The organism is Acinetobacter sp. Swhac1 (assembly GCF_013390985.1).
Taxonomy (GTDB): domain Bacteria; phylum Pseudomonadota; class Gammaproteobacteria; order Pseudomonadales; family Moraxellaceae; genus Acinetobacter; species Acinetobacter towneri.
The window spans coordinates 102,649-118,846 of record NZ_JACASN010000003.1 but is presented as its reverse complement, the minus strand read 5'-3'; the positions used below and the strand labels follow the sequence as shown (position 1 = coordinate 118,846).

Below are 16,198 nucleotides of genomic sequence, written 5' to 3'. Positions count from 1 at the left end.
CCGGTTTAGTTAAGCGTCTACATAGTCCGTATAGAACTGATCAAGCTATGCGTTCGCTGAATAGGTTTATTTCACGCGGTTAAGCGCGGCAAATAGCAAGCTTCTGATCGACATAAGCTGTCATTAATGCAAATACTTCATCAATGTTCAACTCAGAACTATCAATGATGTAAGCATCTTCTGCAGGCTTGAGCGGAGCAACTGTGCGCTCCATGTCTCGTTTGTCGCGAGCCTGTATATTCGCTAAAATGTCGCTTATTTTAGCATCCAGCCCCATACCCTGCAACTGTTTTACACGTCTTTGTGCACGTGACTCTGCCGAAGCAGTTAAATAAATTTTAGCCTGCGCATTTGGGAAAATACTGGTCGCCATATCGCGTCCATCTGCAACCAAGCCCGGTGCTTGGGCAAAGGCATGCTGACGTGCAAGTAATGCTGTGCGCAATTCAGGTACTGCCGCAACTTTTGAGGCATATTCCCCCACACGTTCGGTACGTATGGTTTGCGTGACATCTTCACCATCAAGCAACACTTGTGTGCCATCTGGCTGGGTCACAAATTGAATATTGAGCTGTGTTGCAATGGCAACGCATTGACTCAGTTCAGTATCAAGTTGATCTAGCAAATTCTGCTTATGTAACGCCAAACCCAACAAACGATACAACGCACCAGAGTCGAGCAAATGAAACTGATAATATGCTGCCAATTTTGCCGCGAGTGTGCCTTTACCTGAACCGCTAGGGCCATCAATGGTAATAATTTGAACCGTCATGCTGTTTCCGAAATGATTAGAGAGATTTTGCGAGTTTGGATAAACCAATTTTAATTGCAGTTTTCAACTGCGCAAGAATAGCTTTGCTCACAAACGGAACTCGCGCTTGTAGCTCAATGCTATACGTGACCAAGGTTTTGTGATCTGCCACTTGCTGAAATTCAATTGTACCCAAATGATGTTTGATCAATGGATTTTTAATGATTTTATATTCAATCCGCTGATTCGGTTCAAGCACGGTAATTTGCTCTTGCAAAGGTTTAATTGGCCCAATCCCCATACGACGCACCGAACCTACACCATCTGGACGTTCAGGGTCAGCAGAGTCTTTAATGCGCACCACTTGCATTGGTGCAAATGCAATATTATAAGTTGCATGTTTAGAAAGTAATTCAAATACTTGCGCAACTGGCGCATTAAATTCTTTTTTAATTTGAATAGCGTGCATGGTTTGCCCTGATGATGAATGCTATGTTGTGTTTGATTTAGTTTAACGCAAATCAAGCCTAAAACTCAGAACTGGTTTTGATCATGGAGGTCATTTATCAACTATTGCTGCTTTTGTTGTTTCTTTTGCGCACGGCGCATCTTAAAAAAATCACTCAACTGGGCTGAACATTGCTGTTCTAAACAACCTGATTGATACTCAAAAATATGATTGTAATAACCCGACTCTAAAAGCTTTCTGGCACTGATCAATGAGCCAGCTTTGGGTTCAGTTGCTCCAAACACTACTCGTTTAATTCGCGCGTGAATGAGCGCACCCACACACATGGTACAAGGCTCCAGTGTGACATAAAGCGTGGCATCTTCAGGTAAACGATAATTTTGAATATGATCACATGCTGCACGGATTGCCACAATTTCGGCATGTGCGGTTGCGTCGTGTAAGGAAATAGGCGCGTTATAACCCACGCCAATCACTTGATTTTGACTAACGATGACAGCCCCCACAGGAATTTCCCCCTGTGCTGCAGCCAAAGCAGCCTGCGCATAGGCAAGCTGCATCCAGTCTTCATCACTATAGTTCTGTTCTGACATTTAAATATGAGTAAAAATCAATACGAATTAAATAATCTCGTATTGTTTCAATAACTCATTCCAGCTTTCAATGCTCGTCACAGGTGGATTGTCTGCAAAAATGGTTTTGAGCTGCACTGGCCCATTTTGCTGCCAAGCTGGTGCAAGGTCTTTATCGACCAAACGTGCGCGCACACCTTCGACAAAATCTGCGTGGCGAATTTTCCAGTCTGAAATTTGCGTTTCCAGTTCAAACACTTCATTCCAAGCGTGAACCTTCTTACCCCATTGCCATAGTAACCACGTTAAAGCTGCTGTGGTTGGTGAACCTTTTTGCAAGTTTTCACTGGCTTGACGTAACCAATCGCTACGTGCATCGCTTAGACCAATGATGGATTCATAATCACTTTCAAAACTCACACCACGGCACACGCTTTGAATCACATCCAAAGAATTCTGTAGCGGCCCAGGCCCTACAGGACGGTGCATGCTGTTCAAGGTATCATCAATGGCACGGAAGTCACCTGCAGGGTAATGATTCCAGTCAATATTAATGACTTTTTCTAATACAGAGGCGCGTTGTGCATCACAAATATGGGTTGCCCAACCAATACCATACGCACCTGCAGCAGTCATAATTGAACCCGTTAAACCTGTGAACAAGCCAATCGCACCACGGTCAGCCAAGAAACGAGTTGCCCCTACATCTGGGTATAAACCAATGTTAATTTCTGGCATAGCTAAACGTGAATACGGTGTCACCAAACGGAATGGTGCAGCCATAAATAGACCTAAGCCACCACCCATGACATAACCTTCACCCCACACTAAAACAGGCTTGGCATAGTTATGTAGCAACAAGTCCAACGCATATTCTTGCTCAAAGAATTTATTGGCAGTTGCAACCTCATCATTAATGACAAGCTGACGTAATTTACGCACATCACCGCCTGCACAAAATGCTTTTGGTGTGGTCGAATCTAGCCAAATTGCTTTTACGCTATCATCGGTATGAAAGTCTTCAAATACTGCCAATAATGCAGAAACAATAGATTCATCTAAAGCATGCAAAGATTTTGGGCGATTCAAACGTACAATGCGCCAACCGTTATTTGCTTCTTCGACAATTAAATCCGGATGATATTCTTTAGAAATGGGAGAATGTGTCATGCGTCCAGCTGCCAGTCTATAGGCTCAATGCCATTTTGTTTAAGATAATTATTTGATTTTGAAAATACTTTACATCCAAAAAAACCACCGCGGTTTGCTGCCAATGGGGATGGATGCGCTGCCTTCAAAATCAGATGTTTATTTGGATCTATACGTTGTCCTTTACGTTGTGCATACGCGCCCCACAAAATAAACACAATATGCTCACGTTGTTGATTTAACACATCAATCACATGATCTGTAAAATCTTCCCAACCCTGCTTTTGGTGCGAGGTTGGTTGTCCTGCTTCTACCGTTAACACGCTGTTGAGCAGCAATACCCCTTGCTCTGCCCAATGCGTTAAATCACCGTGTCTTGGAATAGGCACACCTAAATCTGTATGTAACTCATGGAAAATATTACGCAAAGATGGTGGCAATGCAACCCCTCTTTGTACAGAAAAACTAAGTCCATGTGCCTGATTAGGTCCATGATAAGGGTCTTGCCCAATAATCACGACTTTCACCTGATTTAAAGGCGTGGTATTTAGAGCATTAAATATCAGTGAACTTGGTGGATAAATCACCTTATTCTGTTGTTTTTCCTGCAACAAAAAATCGCGTAGCGCATCCATTTGTGGACTCAATAAAAATTCAGCTAGATTGTATTTCCAACTCTCATCTAACTGAACTTTATTTAAGCTCGCATATTGCTGCTCAGTAAAAGACATACCGCTATCAATCCTTGTTGATGTCTAATGATGTGATTTAAAGTTTAACTTGTAACTCGACATTCGGGTTTTGGAATGTCATCCCCTGTTTTAATTTTTCATACATTTGTGGGTCTGACCACTCTGTCTGTACTTGCTCAGAGAAATGAATTTGATCCAGACTCAGCAATCCCATCTGCGCATTTTCAATATCTTCCAAAAAGCTTTGTGCATAGCCAGTATCGGTTTCATGCACAATTACAGAATAGACCTCTACATCACCCTCCCCATTTTGTGTGATGGTCGATGCCAAAACTTGCTGTGCCAAATAAAAGAAAATACGTGAAAACTGCTCTGCCGATGGCGATACTGGTAAAGAAACCCAACGTGCGCTGAACGTTTTGCAGGCTTGAATATATGCAGGATCGTCCTGCTCCCAAAAACAAATGGCATGATCAAAAGCATCAAATAATTCTTTGATTACACCTTTAAGCAAACCAAAGTCATACACCATTTGTCCATGATCGAGTTTTGAAGCTTTCAGTAACAATTCTACTTTATAGCTATGACCATGAATCGAGCGCTTACAGCGGTCTGAAGTGCAATTACGCACAATATGCGCATTTTCAAACTTAAATAACTTTCGAATTAACATGGGTCTTAACGTCATCAAAATATTTGGGGGGATATTCTTTTTGAGTATAATGCAAAACGTGAACAATAAGCCAATTTTAGCCCACAGATTGCCAGACAAAAATCGTAATGATCAGTTTCAGCACAGACATGCAATGCATTTACATCTAAATAGCAGCACAAGGTTAATGATGATACTTAAAATGGCGTCAGACTTCGCCCACTAACATTGACAGATTTTTCACTACGCACCAAATCACTGCTAAATTGACGTTTGCGCTCGCCCAATACCACTTCAATTTTGGCTTTAAAATAATGTGATTGTACACCCAATAAACCTGTAAATTCATTGCGTATCGCGCTATCGACAGCTTGAAAGCCATCTAACTCCCACAAAGCGTTTACATTGCTAAAGTGTTCCAAATTGGCATTACGACGATCAAGTAGATTTTGCACTACAACCACATCCAGTTTTTCATCTAAGCTCGCCAAAACCAAAGCAGGTGCGGTATTAATATTGATAGTGGTATCCCGTTTTGGCAAGGCACTCACATAAGGCGCAATTTGCTGATACTTCGTACCTTCAAAACCACGGACTTGTTTTAATTCTTCTGCGCTGTGAAATAAGCTATTGGGCGGTAAATAAGGAATTGCTAAACCTTGGTAATAACTCGACTCTGCACCCATTGCACCACTCGGCTCATCATCTGCATCTTGCCAGTCAATCACGGCTTCACTTAATTGAGCAGGTAGCCCAACACGCTGCAACAGCTTTTCAAAATATTTTTTTGCTTTTTCGTTCACTTGATCTTCGGTTGTCAGCAAACTATTTAAATTAAATTTCCCCGACTCATCTTGCAATACGCCCGATACATAACCATCTTCGACTGGAAATGGCGGCATCGGTTTTGCCCAGTTCTCTTGTAAGTGATCAACTTGGCCTGCATTTTCAGCATCATCTTGCAGTAATTCTGCAAAAAATACTTCAGCACTTTTGGCATATAACAATGCCTGATTTTGACGCATCAAATAGGCGGTATTTTCACTGGTGTACATTTGCCGCTTGGCAATGGTCGCTGCCAAAATCGTAGCTAAGGCAACCAACATCAAAATCGTAATCAAGGCGATGCCTTGTTGTGATTTGATGATGCTACCTAAGCGCTGAGTCGATTTCGAATACATTGCCATTGTGCCTTTAATTGTCTTTCTTCTTTAAAAAATCAGTCTGCAATAAGCTAAATATCCATTCGTATTGCACGTCACGCACGGTTAAATTTATTTTTATTCCTTTCGGGAGTAGCCTTAATTGTTCAGTTTGCTGAGGATCAATATTGCTTTCAGGCCAACTACTTAATTCATTTGGATTCAATACCATAATCTCAAAGGCTTCAACTTCATCCAACATCACGCTCGACTCAGGCTGATCATTGCCCGTTTGATGCAAATTACGATATTTTAAACGATACAATTTTTTTTCATCGGCACGATATTGATATTCAACACGCTCATGGGGTGAAATACCCTGCTGCAAAGGATCGGTCACCCCTGTTTTACTGAAATTAAAGCGTCCATTTTGTAAAACTAAAGCAGGTTGTTGCTGCCCTTTAACATTGGCCGTTAATGGAACAGCCTGCATCGTGTCACGTAATATTTGTTGATAGCTTTCTTGCAACTGCTCTAAATTGGCTTCATGCATCGCATTGCGATCTTTGACTTTGGCGAGATAATCAAATACTTTCCAACCCAAAGCAGACAGCACTGCAAAAATTGCAATAGCGACTAGCAACTCAACTAAAGTGAAGCCTTTCTTTGTACTCATGATTGCTGCTCACGGGCATTAAAAAACACCAAAGAAGTCACTCCTGCTTCAACTTGTCCTGTGTCTTGATTATATAAACTGATTTGAAGATCGACACGTTGCACATTCGGACTAATGGTTGGTTGTGTGGACTTGTCAATTTGCCATGTTTCGCCCTGTTGTGTCACTTGCTTTGACTCTGTCCCACTTAACCATTGACGATTCATTTCCATCAATGCCACTTCATTCAAAGCCACAAATTGTGCATTGGTTCTTAAAATTGCATTGGCGGTGGATTGGGTATATTGCATCGCCACTTTGGTCATTGCCATAGCTGCTGTTGCAAAAATTGCCAAAGCCACCATAACTTCAAGTAGTGTAAATCCTTTAGCTTTCATGGATTTTTCCTAAATGATCGACCTCTATTTCCGCACCCACAGGACGCTGTTCTAAATAGAACTGAATACGCACAGGTTTGGCTTCACCATTGCCCAGCCAAATCAGTGCAGGCACATTACCTTGCAACAACTCACTGTTGTTAGCATTTGGATAGCTTTGTTCTAAAGATAAAATTTGGATAGAAACTTGTTCAGGTAAAGTTCTTCTTTTAAATTCGCTATAGCTTTGCCATTTTTGATTATTTTGTAGGCTTAATTGTTGTTCTGTGGCATAAGGCTGATATTCCAACACATCATAACGCGCAGGCGAAACATCGGTTGCTTGATGCAAATTGAGTGCAAAAATACGCGCTTGATCATTGGCTTCACGATTCAGCTTACGCAAATCCAATAAAAACACTTCCCGCGCCTGCATAGCTTTACGCTGATCAACACCACCGATATTCATTAAAACCAGCGATGCCATAATCGCCATAATGACTATCACCACCATCAATTCAATGAGCGTAAAACCGCGAACCGAAGATAGTGGTGTGTTCATAGCGTATTAATTCAATTGCTCGAAAGATTGTGCTTGTTTGGGCATCGCCAACGCTTGATCGATATAGGCCACACGTAAAGTATCCCGGGAACCTAAATAACGCTGATAGAAACTTGAGTTTAAAATGGCTGCCGCACCATGCGTAAGTGCCCAAATTGAAGCCAGATAATCACGCACTTCCATGTGACTATTAATAGATTCCAAATATTGTTCAGTCATACGGATAATGATGCGTAATCGGCTTTTACGAACCTGATATAGTTCACTAAACAACAAGCCAATGCCAACACCCGTTGTAGAAAGGCGTTCTTCAATTTGATGAAAAAGCACAGTACGTTCAGGATGATGTAAGTGATGCAGCATAAAAAATGCTAGATGTTCAGGAAACTGTTTTTCCGCATCTTTAATCATTTCTAGCAACATGCGCTCATTACGAATAATAAGCAACATATATAGTTCATCTTTACTTTGAAAGTGTTTATATAGAGTACCTTTGGCCAAATCCAGTTCTGCTGCCAAAGCATCAAGGGTCATTCCTGCTTCACCATTTTCCAAAAGCAACTGCTCTGCCACTTGGAAAATTAACGTTTCTCTTGCTCGAAACTGAGCCTGACGATCCATCTTCACCCGATAAACTCTCTTTTCACTATTCAATCAATGGAAATTTTTAATATCACCAGAACATTAAATTTTTGCATCATTCCACTATGCAAATTAATGTCCTTTGAGCAGGTTTTCAAAGTTTTGTGTTGTTATGAAAGCCATTTCCTCTAAGGACTTATCATATACATCACTTAGGGCTTTGGCTACATACGGAACGTATTTTGGCTCATTTGTCTTACCGCGATATGGCACAGGTGCCAAATATGGGCTGTCTGTTTCAATAAGCACACGATCTAAAGGCACTTGTTTGGCCACATCACGTAAATCTTGTGCATTTTTAAAAGAAACAATGCCCGAAAATGACACATAATAACCGCAATCTAGCACCGCTTTGGCTGTTGCCCAATCTTCAGTAAAGCAATGCAAAACGCCATGGGTCGATTTTTCAGCACGGATAATATCCACCGTATCTTGCTTGGCAGCGCGGGTATGCACTACAACTGGTTTCTTCACAGCTTGCGAGGCATGAATATGGCGCGCAAAACAGGCTTTTTGCTCCGCAACAAAATCGGTACTGTGAAAATAGTCTAGACCTGTTTCGCCCAAAGCCCAGACTTTGTCTGCTTGTGCTAAAGCAATCAGTTGCTCGGTGGTGGCACGCGCCATATTTTCAGCATTTTCACAAGGATGCACACCCACGCTATAACCAACATCGGCATGGCGTGCTGCAATTTTTGACAATGCAATATGATCGTCTAAATCGACAGAGATACCCATAATTTTAGACACACCCGCTAGGCGTGCCTGTGCAATTGCTGCATCTAAGTCACCATCATAAGGGCTTAAATCCAACATCGTTAAATGACAATGTGTATCTACAAACACGATTTTTTCCTAAAAGCAAACAACCTACATAGTGTAACTGTTACGGTTGTCAGACTTAAGCCCCGCAAGGATTCTTTCGGCTTCAGATTTGTAATAAACGCCTTTTTCACCGCTCAGTTGAATGCCAAAGCCCTGCAATTTGATGCCGTTTTGCTTTTGCGAAATCCAGATGACTTTTCCTGTAAGTGGAATTTTTTGTGATTGTTCAGGCAAAGTTGCAAGCACGAAGATTTCTTCACCCATTTTTACAGGTTGTTTTGAGGGTACAAATAAGCCACCGCCCACAACGTATGGCATATAACTTAAATATAGCGTTTCGACATCAGGAATATTGGCCTGAATAATACCGCCCATACGTGGTTGCATCATGTTCCCCTTAAATATTCATCAACTTAATACATAATTGATCAAGCACTAGATTACTTTGCACGTTTTGCTCAAGCATTGGCTTGGCTTGCTGTAATTCTGCATATAAACCAAACAGACTTTCTAAGTCATATTGTTCAGCCAAATGCTGCAAAGCGGTGCTTAAATCCAAATTTTTAATACTTTGATTTAGCTTGACACAAATTAAATCACACAACAAGTATTCAAACATCTGACTAAAATCAGTAAAGCTCAGCGCCTTGTTCCACTTGGTTGCGATTGCCATCGGCATATTTTTTTGCGTCACCAGTTTATACCAGTCTTTCAGAAAATCTGTACGCTGTTCCAGCCATTCTGCCTGTGCCAACTGCAAAGCCTGCAATGGCATTTGATTAGACAAATTCATCAACAATTGCTGTTTGTTCGCATCTAAATCGGGCAAATGCTGCTGCAAATATGCCGTAGCCTGTGCAGCATCAATACGGTCTAAAGCAAAATGCTGCAAACGGCTACGAATGGTTGCAGGTAATTTAAGATAATGATCTGCCAGCGAAATAATCACGATGCGATCACCCGGTTCTTCGAGGGTTTTCAGCAACGCATTGGAAGATGCAATATTTAAGGCTTCAGCAGGTTCAATCACAATTACCCGCCAGCCATCTACCGTTTGCTGGACAAAAGGTAATAAATCACGGATCTTCTCGATCTTAATTTTCGCGTTTTGCTTTTTATTCTCTTCATCGGTGCTGATATAGACATAATTCGGATGTGTATCTGATTTTAACCACTGACAACTGCTACATTCACCACAAGGCTGTGACTGCACATCACGCTGTTGGCATAAAATCCAAGCCACAAATTGCTGTGCAAAGGCTTCTTTACCACAACCCTGTTTGCCAAAAAACAATAAACCATGCCCCATTTTGGGAAATCGCCCTGTCAGGTTTTCCCAAACTTGTTGCTGCCAAGGATATACTTGTCCAATTACATCACGTTGCATGGTCGGTGATTCACTTACTCAAAATGGGCAATATCCATTGCATTTAAACGGTCTAAGTCTGCTTGGGTATCTACACCCGGTGGTAAATTGGCTTCTGCAACTGCAATGGCAATACGATGTCCATTTTCCAAGACACGCAATTGCTCTAGGCTTTCCAGCTTTTCCAATGTTCCCATTTCCCAAGTCACATATTCTTGCAGCAATTCCACACGGTACGCATACAAACCTAAATGGCGATACGCATGTGCATGCAATTGTGGTGTCGCTGCTTTCGCACCATCGCGGTCATAAGGAATCGTGGCACGGCTAAAATACAAAGCCTGGTTGTGTTTAGACATGACCACTTTAACAATGCTGTCGCGAGTAAATTCATCTAGTTGCTGAATCGGCTCACATAGCGTAGACATCGAGCATTCAGGTTGAGCTTCTAACAACTGCGCCACTTGTTGCACCAATTGCGCAGGCAAAAGTGGCTCATCGCCCTGCACATTGACGATAATATCGTTTTTATCCCAACCTTTAATGCGCGCCACTTCACTTAAACGATCTGTACCTGATGGATGGTCTGCCGAAGTCAGCACTACATCTACGCCTTCGGCACGGCATAATTCTGCAATACGAGCATCATCGGTCGCCACACACAAGTCATCAAAACCTGCCACTTTTTTTGCCTGATCAACCACACGTAAAATCATGGCACGACCATGAATTTCCAGTAAAGGTTTGCCTGGCAGGCGTGAACTGGCATAACGTGCAGGGATAACAATGTGCTTCATAATTTTCCTTATCATGGTCTTTCAGGCAGGTTTAAACCCAATTGTTTCAATTGTTGATGTAAGGTGACATAGCAGGCCAATGACAATACTGCATCTACAGGTACAACCCAAATTTCACGCTGAAAATCTGGATATTGTTTTAACAGAGGCAATAACTTTACTGCATCTTTTTCTGTGGTAATAATCGGTTGCGAATCTTCAAACTGCAAATCGGTAATTTCATAGTCATGGTGGTCTGGAAACTCATGGCATTGAAATTGGGTCACACCCATCGACTCTAAAGTTTTATAAAACCGCTCAGGAAAGCCAATGCCCACGACAGCATAAAAATTTTGGGTCGGATCAAAAATTAATTCTTGTGCGGGATGCAATAAGTATGGCGCTGCAACGGCCAAATGCATATTTAATTCAGAACTCGGTTGCGCTGCATGTTCAATCACCGTGGCATGCTCTAATCGAGATTTTGGTTCACGCAAATAACCTTCGGGCAATATTTTCTCGTTACCCAAACCACGATTATTATCTAAAACAATCCATTCCAATTGACGGTTTAAAGCCAAATGCTGCAAACCATCATCACTAATAATTAAATCCAATTCATGCTGTGCAAGTAACAATTCAATACTTTTTTGACGATTTGGCCCCACAGCCATCGGTACGCCTGTAGATTGCACAATCAAAGTCGGTTCATCGCCCACTACGTCAACATTAGCGTCAATGCTGACATAGGCTGGAAATGGGCCTTTTCCGCCATAACCACGGCTAATCACGCCAACACGAACATCTAAACTTTGTAGATATTTGACCAAGTGAATCAGCAAAGGGGTTTTGCCGCTGCCACCCACAGTAATATTGCCAATCACCATCACAGGTACGGGCGCGGTATAAGCGGTTTTAATACCTGAACGATATAAGTTTTGATTGAGCAAACTCACGCCACGGTACAATAAAGACAAGGGCCTAAGCACAACCAGCCATTTGGCTTGTTGCTGCCAAGCGTCCTGAATAAATTGTGCCAAAGCCATGAGTTAATGTTCCTCGAAGTTACGCTGATGCAACTGAAAGTACGCGCCTTTTTGCGCCATGAGTTCCTGATGAGTACCTTGTTCTAAAATACGTCCCTGATCCATCACTACAATACGGTCAGCATTTTCGATGGTAGATAAACGGTGTGCAATGACAATGGTGGTACGGTCTTGCATAGCCGCATCAAATGCACGTTGAATAAAGTATTCAGATTCATTGTCTAAAGCACTGGTGGCTTCATCTAAAATTAAAATTGGTGCATTTTTTAAGATTGCACGTGCAATGGCAATACGTTGTCGCTGACCACCCGACAAATTCAAGCCTTGCGCACCTAATGCTGTGTCGTAGCCTTGCGGTAAAGCCATAATAAAGTCATGTGCATAAGCCGCTTTGGCTGCAGCAATCACTGCTTCATCACTCGCACCTTCAAGCTGACCATAGGCAATATTTTCACGCACCGTACGGTTAAACAATACCACTTGCTGATTGACCATAGCAATTTGTGAACGCAGGCTATTCAGCTCAATGTCACGAATATCCTGCTGATCAAACAAAATTTGCCCTGAAGATACTTCCTGAAAACGTACCAACAGATTGACCAATGAGGTTTTACCCGCACCTGAACGCCCAACTAAAGCCACAGTTTCACCTGCTTTGACATCCAGATTAAAATCATGAATGGCATGATGCCCATCGGAATACACCAAATTCACATTCTTAAATTGCAAATTACCTTTTAAGTCTGGTGTAAGCGTCCCGTGATTATCTTCTTCAGGCATATCGAGCAATTCAAAAACCGAATGCGCCGCTGCCAAACCGCGTTGTAATTTTTCATTAATATCGGTAAGGGCTTTAATTGGTTTGCTCAACATACCTGCGGCAGTAATGTAGGCTACAAACTCGCCTGCTGAAATATCACGTAGAATTTCTGGGCGTAAGGCAATCCAGATAATAATTGCCAAAGCAATGGACATAATGAACTGCACCACAGGGCTGTTCAATTGCTGCACTGCCACCATCTTTAAACCACGACGCAGGTTTTCTAAAGAGTTTTCTTTAAATCGGCTTTGTTCATAGGTCTGACCACCAAAACCTTTGACGACCAAATTACCATTCACCGTTTCTTGCACCACGTGGTTTACATCCCCCATGGTGTCTTGTACTTGAATAGATAAACGACGCATGCGTTTTGCAGCTTTACGAATCAGCAAGCCAATTAATGGGCCAAATACCAATATACATAAGGTCAAACGCCAGTTGGTATACAGCAAATAGCCGAGCAAGCCGAGTGTAATCAAACCCTGTTGTACCAATGTACGCAGCGATTCTGTAGATGCAGCGGTCAACTGCTCTACGTTATACATAATTTTGGCAGTAATGTGCCCACTGGTATTATCTAAGTAATACTGTGCAGGTAAACGCAGCAATTTAGCAAAGACTTCCTGACGGATATTGAATACCAAATTACGTGAAATCACTGCGGTATAGTAACCGCCAATAAAAGTTCCCAAACCACGGAAAAACATCAGTGCAATGACTAATAGCGGAAATAGTGTGGTGAAAGATTGGTCACGCTCCTGAATGGCATTAATAATTTTTTCCAAGAGTTTTGCCACAGATACTTCTGTGGCTGCATTAATGGCGAAACCGATAATCACCAAGATTGCTAAGCCCCAAAATGGGAGCAAATATCTCAGAAGACGGCGATAGACCTGTAAATCCTTCTTCACTAATAACCTCGAGTTGGGACTTTCGTACTGATATTGATGTTGACGAAACCAAGTTGTCCTGCGATATCCATCACTCGAATCACATCTTGATGAGTGGCTTTGGCATCTGCAGCAATGATAAACATTAAATCACGTCGATCTTGAGAAATTTGTTTAATTGCTGTGCTTAAATCTGCCACTTCCTTAGTCGAAAGTGCCTGACCATTGACAGAATAATGCCCTGAAGAATCTACCACCACTTCAATTTTATGTTCATAAGATTTTGGTGGTACACCTTGCGCATCTGGCAAAGTTAAATTCATACGGCTAAATTGGTTAAATGTGGTCGAAAGCAACAAAAACACCAAGATGAACAGCAAACAGTCAATCATTGGGGTCAGGTTAATATGAATATCTTCAACTTGCGAGCGTTTGAATTTCATAAACTCACCTTAGCTTACTTTTTTCACATCTTGCACATCCGCATCAAGCTGATGAGGTTGACTCTGATGAAATAATCCTGCGTGAAACAAAGTCGCTTGCTGCTCTAACTCAGCAGTATATTCTTGCACCAAACGCTGAAAATAACGATAGGCAAATAAGGCTGGAATTGCAATTAACATACCTGCAGCAGTGGTAATTAAGGCTTTAGAAATCCCTGGAATCATTAAGGTTGGATTACTTGCACCCACATCAATCACTAAAAATGATTCAATAATCCCAAGCACTGTACCCAATAAACCCAATAATGGCGCAACTGCACTGAGCGTACCCAAGAAGTTGATATTTTTTTCTAAATAACCAATTTCTTGTGAAGCTGTCGCTTCCATTTGTGCACGCGCATAGTGTTCTGATTGTTGTTTGTTACGCGCACCCGCCTCAAAAATACGGCCTAATGTACTGTTTTTTAAGTTGGCACTTTGATTCAGTTGTTGCAACACAGTCGCTAAACTTTGCCCGCGGTTGAGCAACAACGCATTGGGCAAAATACCTGCTCTCTTTAAACGCATAAAACGCTCAATGGTAATTGCAACGGTAAATACCGAGCACAACACCAACGGCAGCATCAGCCAGCCACCTGCTTTTACCAATTCCCACATTCGCTTTTCCCCAATAAAATACGAATTAAAATTAATCGGACAGGCAAATATTTAAAATACCATCCAGCTCTTCCAGAGAGTGATAACTGATGGTCAATTTGCCCTTACCTTGCTTGTTATAATCAATTTTAACATCTGCACTAAAACGCTCAGAAAGACGTTGCGTGAGTTGTTGAATATCAGGCGCAATAGCCGTTTTCGGCTTTTCTTGTTTTGGCGCATTAAAGTCACGTACCAACTGTTCGGTTTGACGTACCGATAAATTCTTTTCAATTACATGCTGCGCGACTTTGAGCTGATCTTTAGCTTTCAAAGTTAAAATAGCACGTGCATGACCCATATCTAGCAAGCCTTGCTGCATCAACTCTTTAACAGGCTCAGCCAAAGTGAGTAAACGCAATAAATTACTGACCGTGGTACGTGCTTTACCTACTGTTTCGGCAATTTCCTGATGACTCAAGCCAAACTCATCGTGAAAGCGTTGTAACGCCATTGCCTGATCAATTGGGTTGAGGTCTTGACGCTGAATGTTTTCAATTAATGCCAAAGCAATCGCGACCTGATCGGTCAAATCACGCACAATTGCAGGAATTTCAGTTAAACCTGCCAACTGTGCAGCACGCCAGCGACGCTCACCTGCAATAATTTCATAAGGATGTTGTTCGTCATCAATAGGACGAATCACAATTGGCTGCATTACACCATGTTTTTCAATAGATGCCGCCAATTCCTGTAAATTTTGCTCTTGAATAAAGCGACGCGGTTGATATTCACCACGTTTTAATAAATTGACATCAATTTGTTTTAGCTGACCATGATCTAAAGATTGCACTTCAAGTTGTAATTTTTCTTTCTGGATTGACCCCAATAAGGCATCCAAACCACGACCTTTGGCTAATCCGCGTTTTTTTGTGGTCATGCTTTACTTCCTTTTTTCACTTTGCTTTTTTTCAACATTTCAGCTGCTAAATTCAGGTAGGCAACTGCACCCTTCGAGCTTTTTTCAAAATAAATGACGGGTAAACCGTGTGCAGGTGCTTCTGCCAAGCGTACATTACGCGGAATCACGGTATCGTATAATTTTTTACCAAAATAGTGCGATAATTCTTCAGACACGTCACGGGTTAAGGCATTGCGCGCATCATACATGGTGCGTAATACACCAATAATTTCTAAATCAGGATTGAGTGCTTGTTGAATACGGTCAATGGTTTGCGTCAGGTCAGCCAAACCTTCAAGTGCATAATATTCGCACTGCATTGGAATGATTACACTTTGCACTGCTGCTAAAGCGTTTACTGTAATTAAGCTTAAACTTGGTGCACAGTCGACAATAATATAATCAAAGTCTTTGGCAACTTCTTGCAAGGCATTGCGCAAAATAAACTCACGCCCCTCTTGCTCAGCAATCACCAATTCAACCCCAGCCAAATCACGATTGGCACCCAAAACTTTATAACCAACTTCTGCCTTGCTAATTGCAGTTTCAATCGGCACTTCGCCCAACAATACATCGGTCACTGAATACAGCAAATCATTTTTTTGAATGCCTGAACCCATGGTGGCATTGCCTTGTGAGTCCATATCGACCAATAAAATGCGCTTTTTCAAAACAGCCAAAGATGCTGCCAAATTTACTGCGGTTGTGGTTTTTCCGACACCACCTTTTTGGTTCGCAATCGCAATAATTTGTGCCATGATCACCCCAGTCC

General features: G+C 41.9%; 21 protein-coding genes. All 21 read right to left on the bottom strand.

The window, feature by feature from the left end; translation table 11 throughout:
• Positions 1-79 precede the first annotated feature (79 nt).
• Entirely contained in the window at positions 80-772 is a 693-nt protein-coding gene (gene cmk / locus HX743_RS02440) for a (d)CMP kinase (RefSeq protein ID WP_154320795.1), read from the bottom strand.
• Between the two features lie 16 nt (positions 773-788).
• A complete protein-coding gene (locus HX743_RS02435) occupies positions 789-1,220 on the bottom strand; it encodes an SRPBCC family protein (RefSeq protein ID WP_019836521.1) in 432 nt (143 codons plus the stop codon).
• 101 nt (positions 1,221-1,321) lie between these two features.
• A complete protein-coding gene (gene tadA, locus HX743_RS02430) occupies positions 1,322-1,813 on the bottom strand; it encodes a tRNA adenosine(34) deaminase TadA (protein ID WP_178318416.1) in 492 nt (163 codons plus the stop codon).
• A gap of 27 nt (positions 1,814-1,840) precedes the next feature.
• Positions 1,841-2,962 carry an enoyl-CoA hydratase/isomerase family protein gene (locus HX743_RS02425; RefSeq protein WP_004976784.1) on the bottom strand — a complete coding sequence of 374 codons (1,122 nt, stop codon included), beginning with the start codon at positions 2,960-2,962 and terminating at the stop codon, positions 1,841-1,843.
• The gene (gene ung, locus HX743_RS02420) at positions 2,959-3,672 is read right to left on the bottom strand and encodes a uracil-DNA glycosylase (protein ID WP_004976786.1); all 714 of its coding nucleotides are present in this window, start codon (positions 3,670-3,672) and stop codon (positions 2,959-2,961) included. The genes HX743_RS02425 and ung overlap by 4 nt, the downstream gene beginning before the upstream one ends.
• Positions 3,673-3,709: 37 nt before the next feature.
• The gene (locus HX743_RS02415; RefSeq protein ID WP_104851897.1) at positions 3,710-4,306 is read right to left on the bottom strand and encodes a 6-carboxytetrahydropterin synthase; all 597 of its coding nucleotides are present in this window, start codon (positions 4,304-4,306) and stop codon (positions 3,710-3,712) included.
• A 176-nt stretch (positions 4,307-4,482) separates the two neighbouring features.
• Positions 4,483-5,466 carry a type II secretion system minor pseudopilin GspK gene (gene gspK, locus HX743_RS02410; protein WP_096901166.1) on the bottom strand — a complete coding sequence of 328 codons (984 nt, stop codon included), beginning with the start codon at positions 5,464-5,466 and terminating at the stop codon, positions 4,483-4,485.
• 13 nt (positions 5,467-5,479) lie between these two features.
• Positions 5,480-6,103 carry a type II secretion system minor pseudopilin GspJ gene (gspJ, locus tag HX743_RS02405; RefSeq protein ID WP_178318415.1) on the bottom strand — a complete coding sequence of 208 codons (624 nt, stop codon included), beginning with the start codon at positions 6,101-6,103 and terminating at the stop codon, positions 5,480-5,482.
• Positions 6,100-6,480, bottom strand: a complete 381-nt coding sequence (gspI, locus tag HX743_RS02400) for a type II secretion system minor pseudopilin GspI (RefSeq protein ID WP_178318414.1) — start codon at positions 6,478-6,480, stop codon at positions 6,100-6,102. Before gspI ends, gspJ begins: the two co-directional genes overlap by 4 nt.
• Entirely contained in the window at positions 6,470-7,021 is a 552-nt protein-coding gene (locus tag HX743_RS02395; protein WP_178318413.1) for a prepilin-type N-terminal cleavage/methylation domain-containing protein, read from the bottom strand. The genes gspI and HX743_RS02395 overlap by 11 nt, the downstream gene beginning before the upstream one ends.
• A 6-nt stretch (positions 7,022-7,027) precedes the next feature.
• A complete protein-coding gene (locus tag HX743_RS02390) occupies positions 7,028-7,642 on the bottom strand; it encodes a TetR/AcrR family transcriptional regulator (RefSeq protein ID WP_004976797.1) in 615 nt (204 codons plus the stop codon).
• A gap of 93 nt (positions 7,643-7,735) precedes the next feature.
• Positions 7,736-8,509, bottom strand: a complete 774-nt coding sequence (locus HX743_RS02385; RefSeq protein ID WP_004976800.1) for a TatD family hydrolase — start codon at positions 8,507-8,509, stop codon at positions 7,736-7,738.
• Between the two features lie 24 nt (positions 8,510-8,533).
• Positions 8,534-8,875, bottom strand: a complete 342-nt coding sequence (locus HX743_RS02380; RefSeq protein ID WP_026438361.1) for a PilZ domain-containing protein — start codon at positions 8,873-8,875, stop codon at positions 8,534-8,536.
• A gap of 10 nt (positions 8,876-8,885) precedes the next feature.
• Complete coding sequence (locus HX743_RS02375) at positions 8,886-9,875, bottom strand: DNA polymerase III subunit delta' C-terminal domain-containing protein (protein WP_178318412.1); 990 nt, start codon at positions 9,873-9,875, stop codon at positions 8,886-8,888.
• Between the two features lie 14 nt (positions 9,876-9,889).
• Positions 9,890-10,651: a 3-deoxy-manno-octulosonate cytidylyltransferase gene (gene kdsB, locus HX743_RS02370; protein WP_004976805.1), complete on the bottom strand. Its 762-nt coding sequence runs from the start codon at positions 10,649-10,651 to the stop codon at positions 9,890-9,892.
• Between the two features lie 11 nt (positions 10,652-10,662).
• Complete coding sequence (gene lpxK / locus HX743_RS02365; RefSeq protein WP_178318411.1) at positions 10,663-11,676, bottom strand: tetraacyldisaccharide 4'-kinase; 1,014 nt, start codon at positions 11,674-11,676, stop codon at positions 10,663-10,665.
• Positions 11,677-11,679: 3 nt separating this feature from the next.
• A complete protein-coding gene (gene msbA, locus HX743_RS02360; RefSeq protein ID WP_178318410.1) occupies positions 11,680-13,407 on the bottom strand; it encodes a lipid A export permease/ATP-binding protein MsbA in 1,728 nt (575 codons plus the stop codon).
• The gene (locus tag HX743_RS02355) at positions 13,407-13,829 is read right to left on the bottom strand and encodes a biopolymer transporter ExbD (RefSeq protein ID WP_178318409.1); all 423 of its coding nucleotides are present in this window, start codon (positions 13,827-13,829) and stop codon (positions 13,407-13,409) included. The genes msbA and HX743_RS02355 overlap by 1 nt, the downstream gene beginning before the upstream one ends.
• 9 nt (positions 13,830-13,838) lie before the next feature.
• Positions 13,839-14,486 (bottom strand): MotA/TolQ/ExbB proton channel family protein, encoded by a 648-nt coding sequence (locus HX743_RS02350; protein ID WP_004976814.1) that lies wholly within the window; start codon positions 14,484-14,486, stop codon positions 13,839-13,841.
• 31 nt (positions 14,487-14,517) lie between these two features.
• On the bottom strand, positions 14,518-15,405 hold the full coding sequence (locus HX743_RS02345) for a ParB/RepB/Spo0J family partition protein (RefSeq protein WP_178318408.1): 888 nt from the start codon (positions 15,403-15,405) through the stop codon (positions 14,518-14,520).
• Entirely contained in the window at positions 15,402-16,184 is a 783-nt protein-coding gene (locus HX743_RS02340) for a ParA family protein (protein WP_096901175.1), read from the bottom strand. Before HX743_RS02340 ends, HX743_RS02345 begins: the two co-directional genes overlap by 4 nt.
• Positions 16,185-16,198 lie beyond the last annotated feature (14 nt).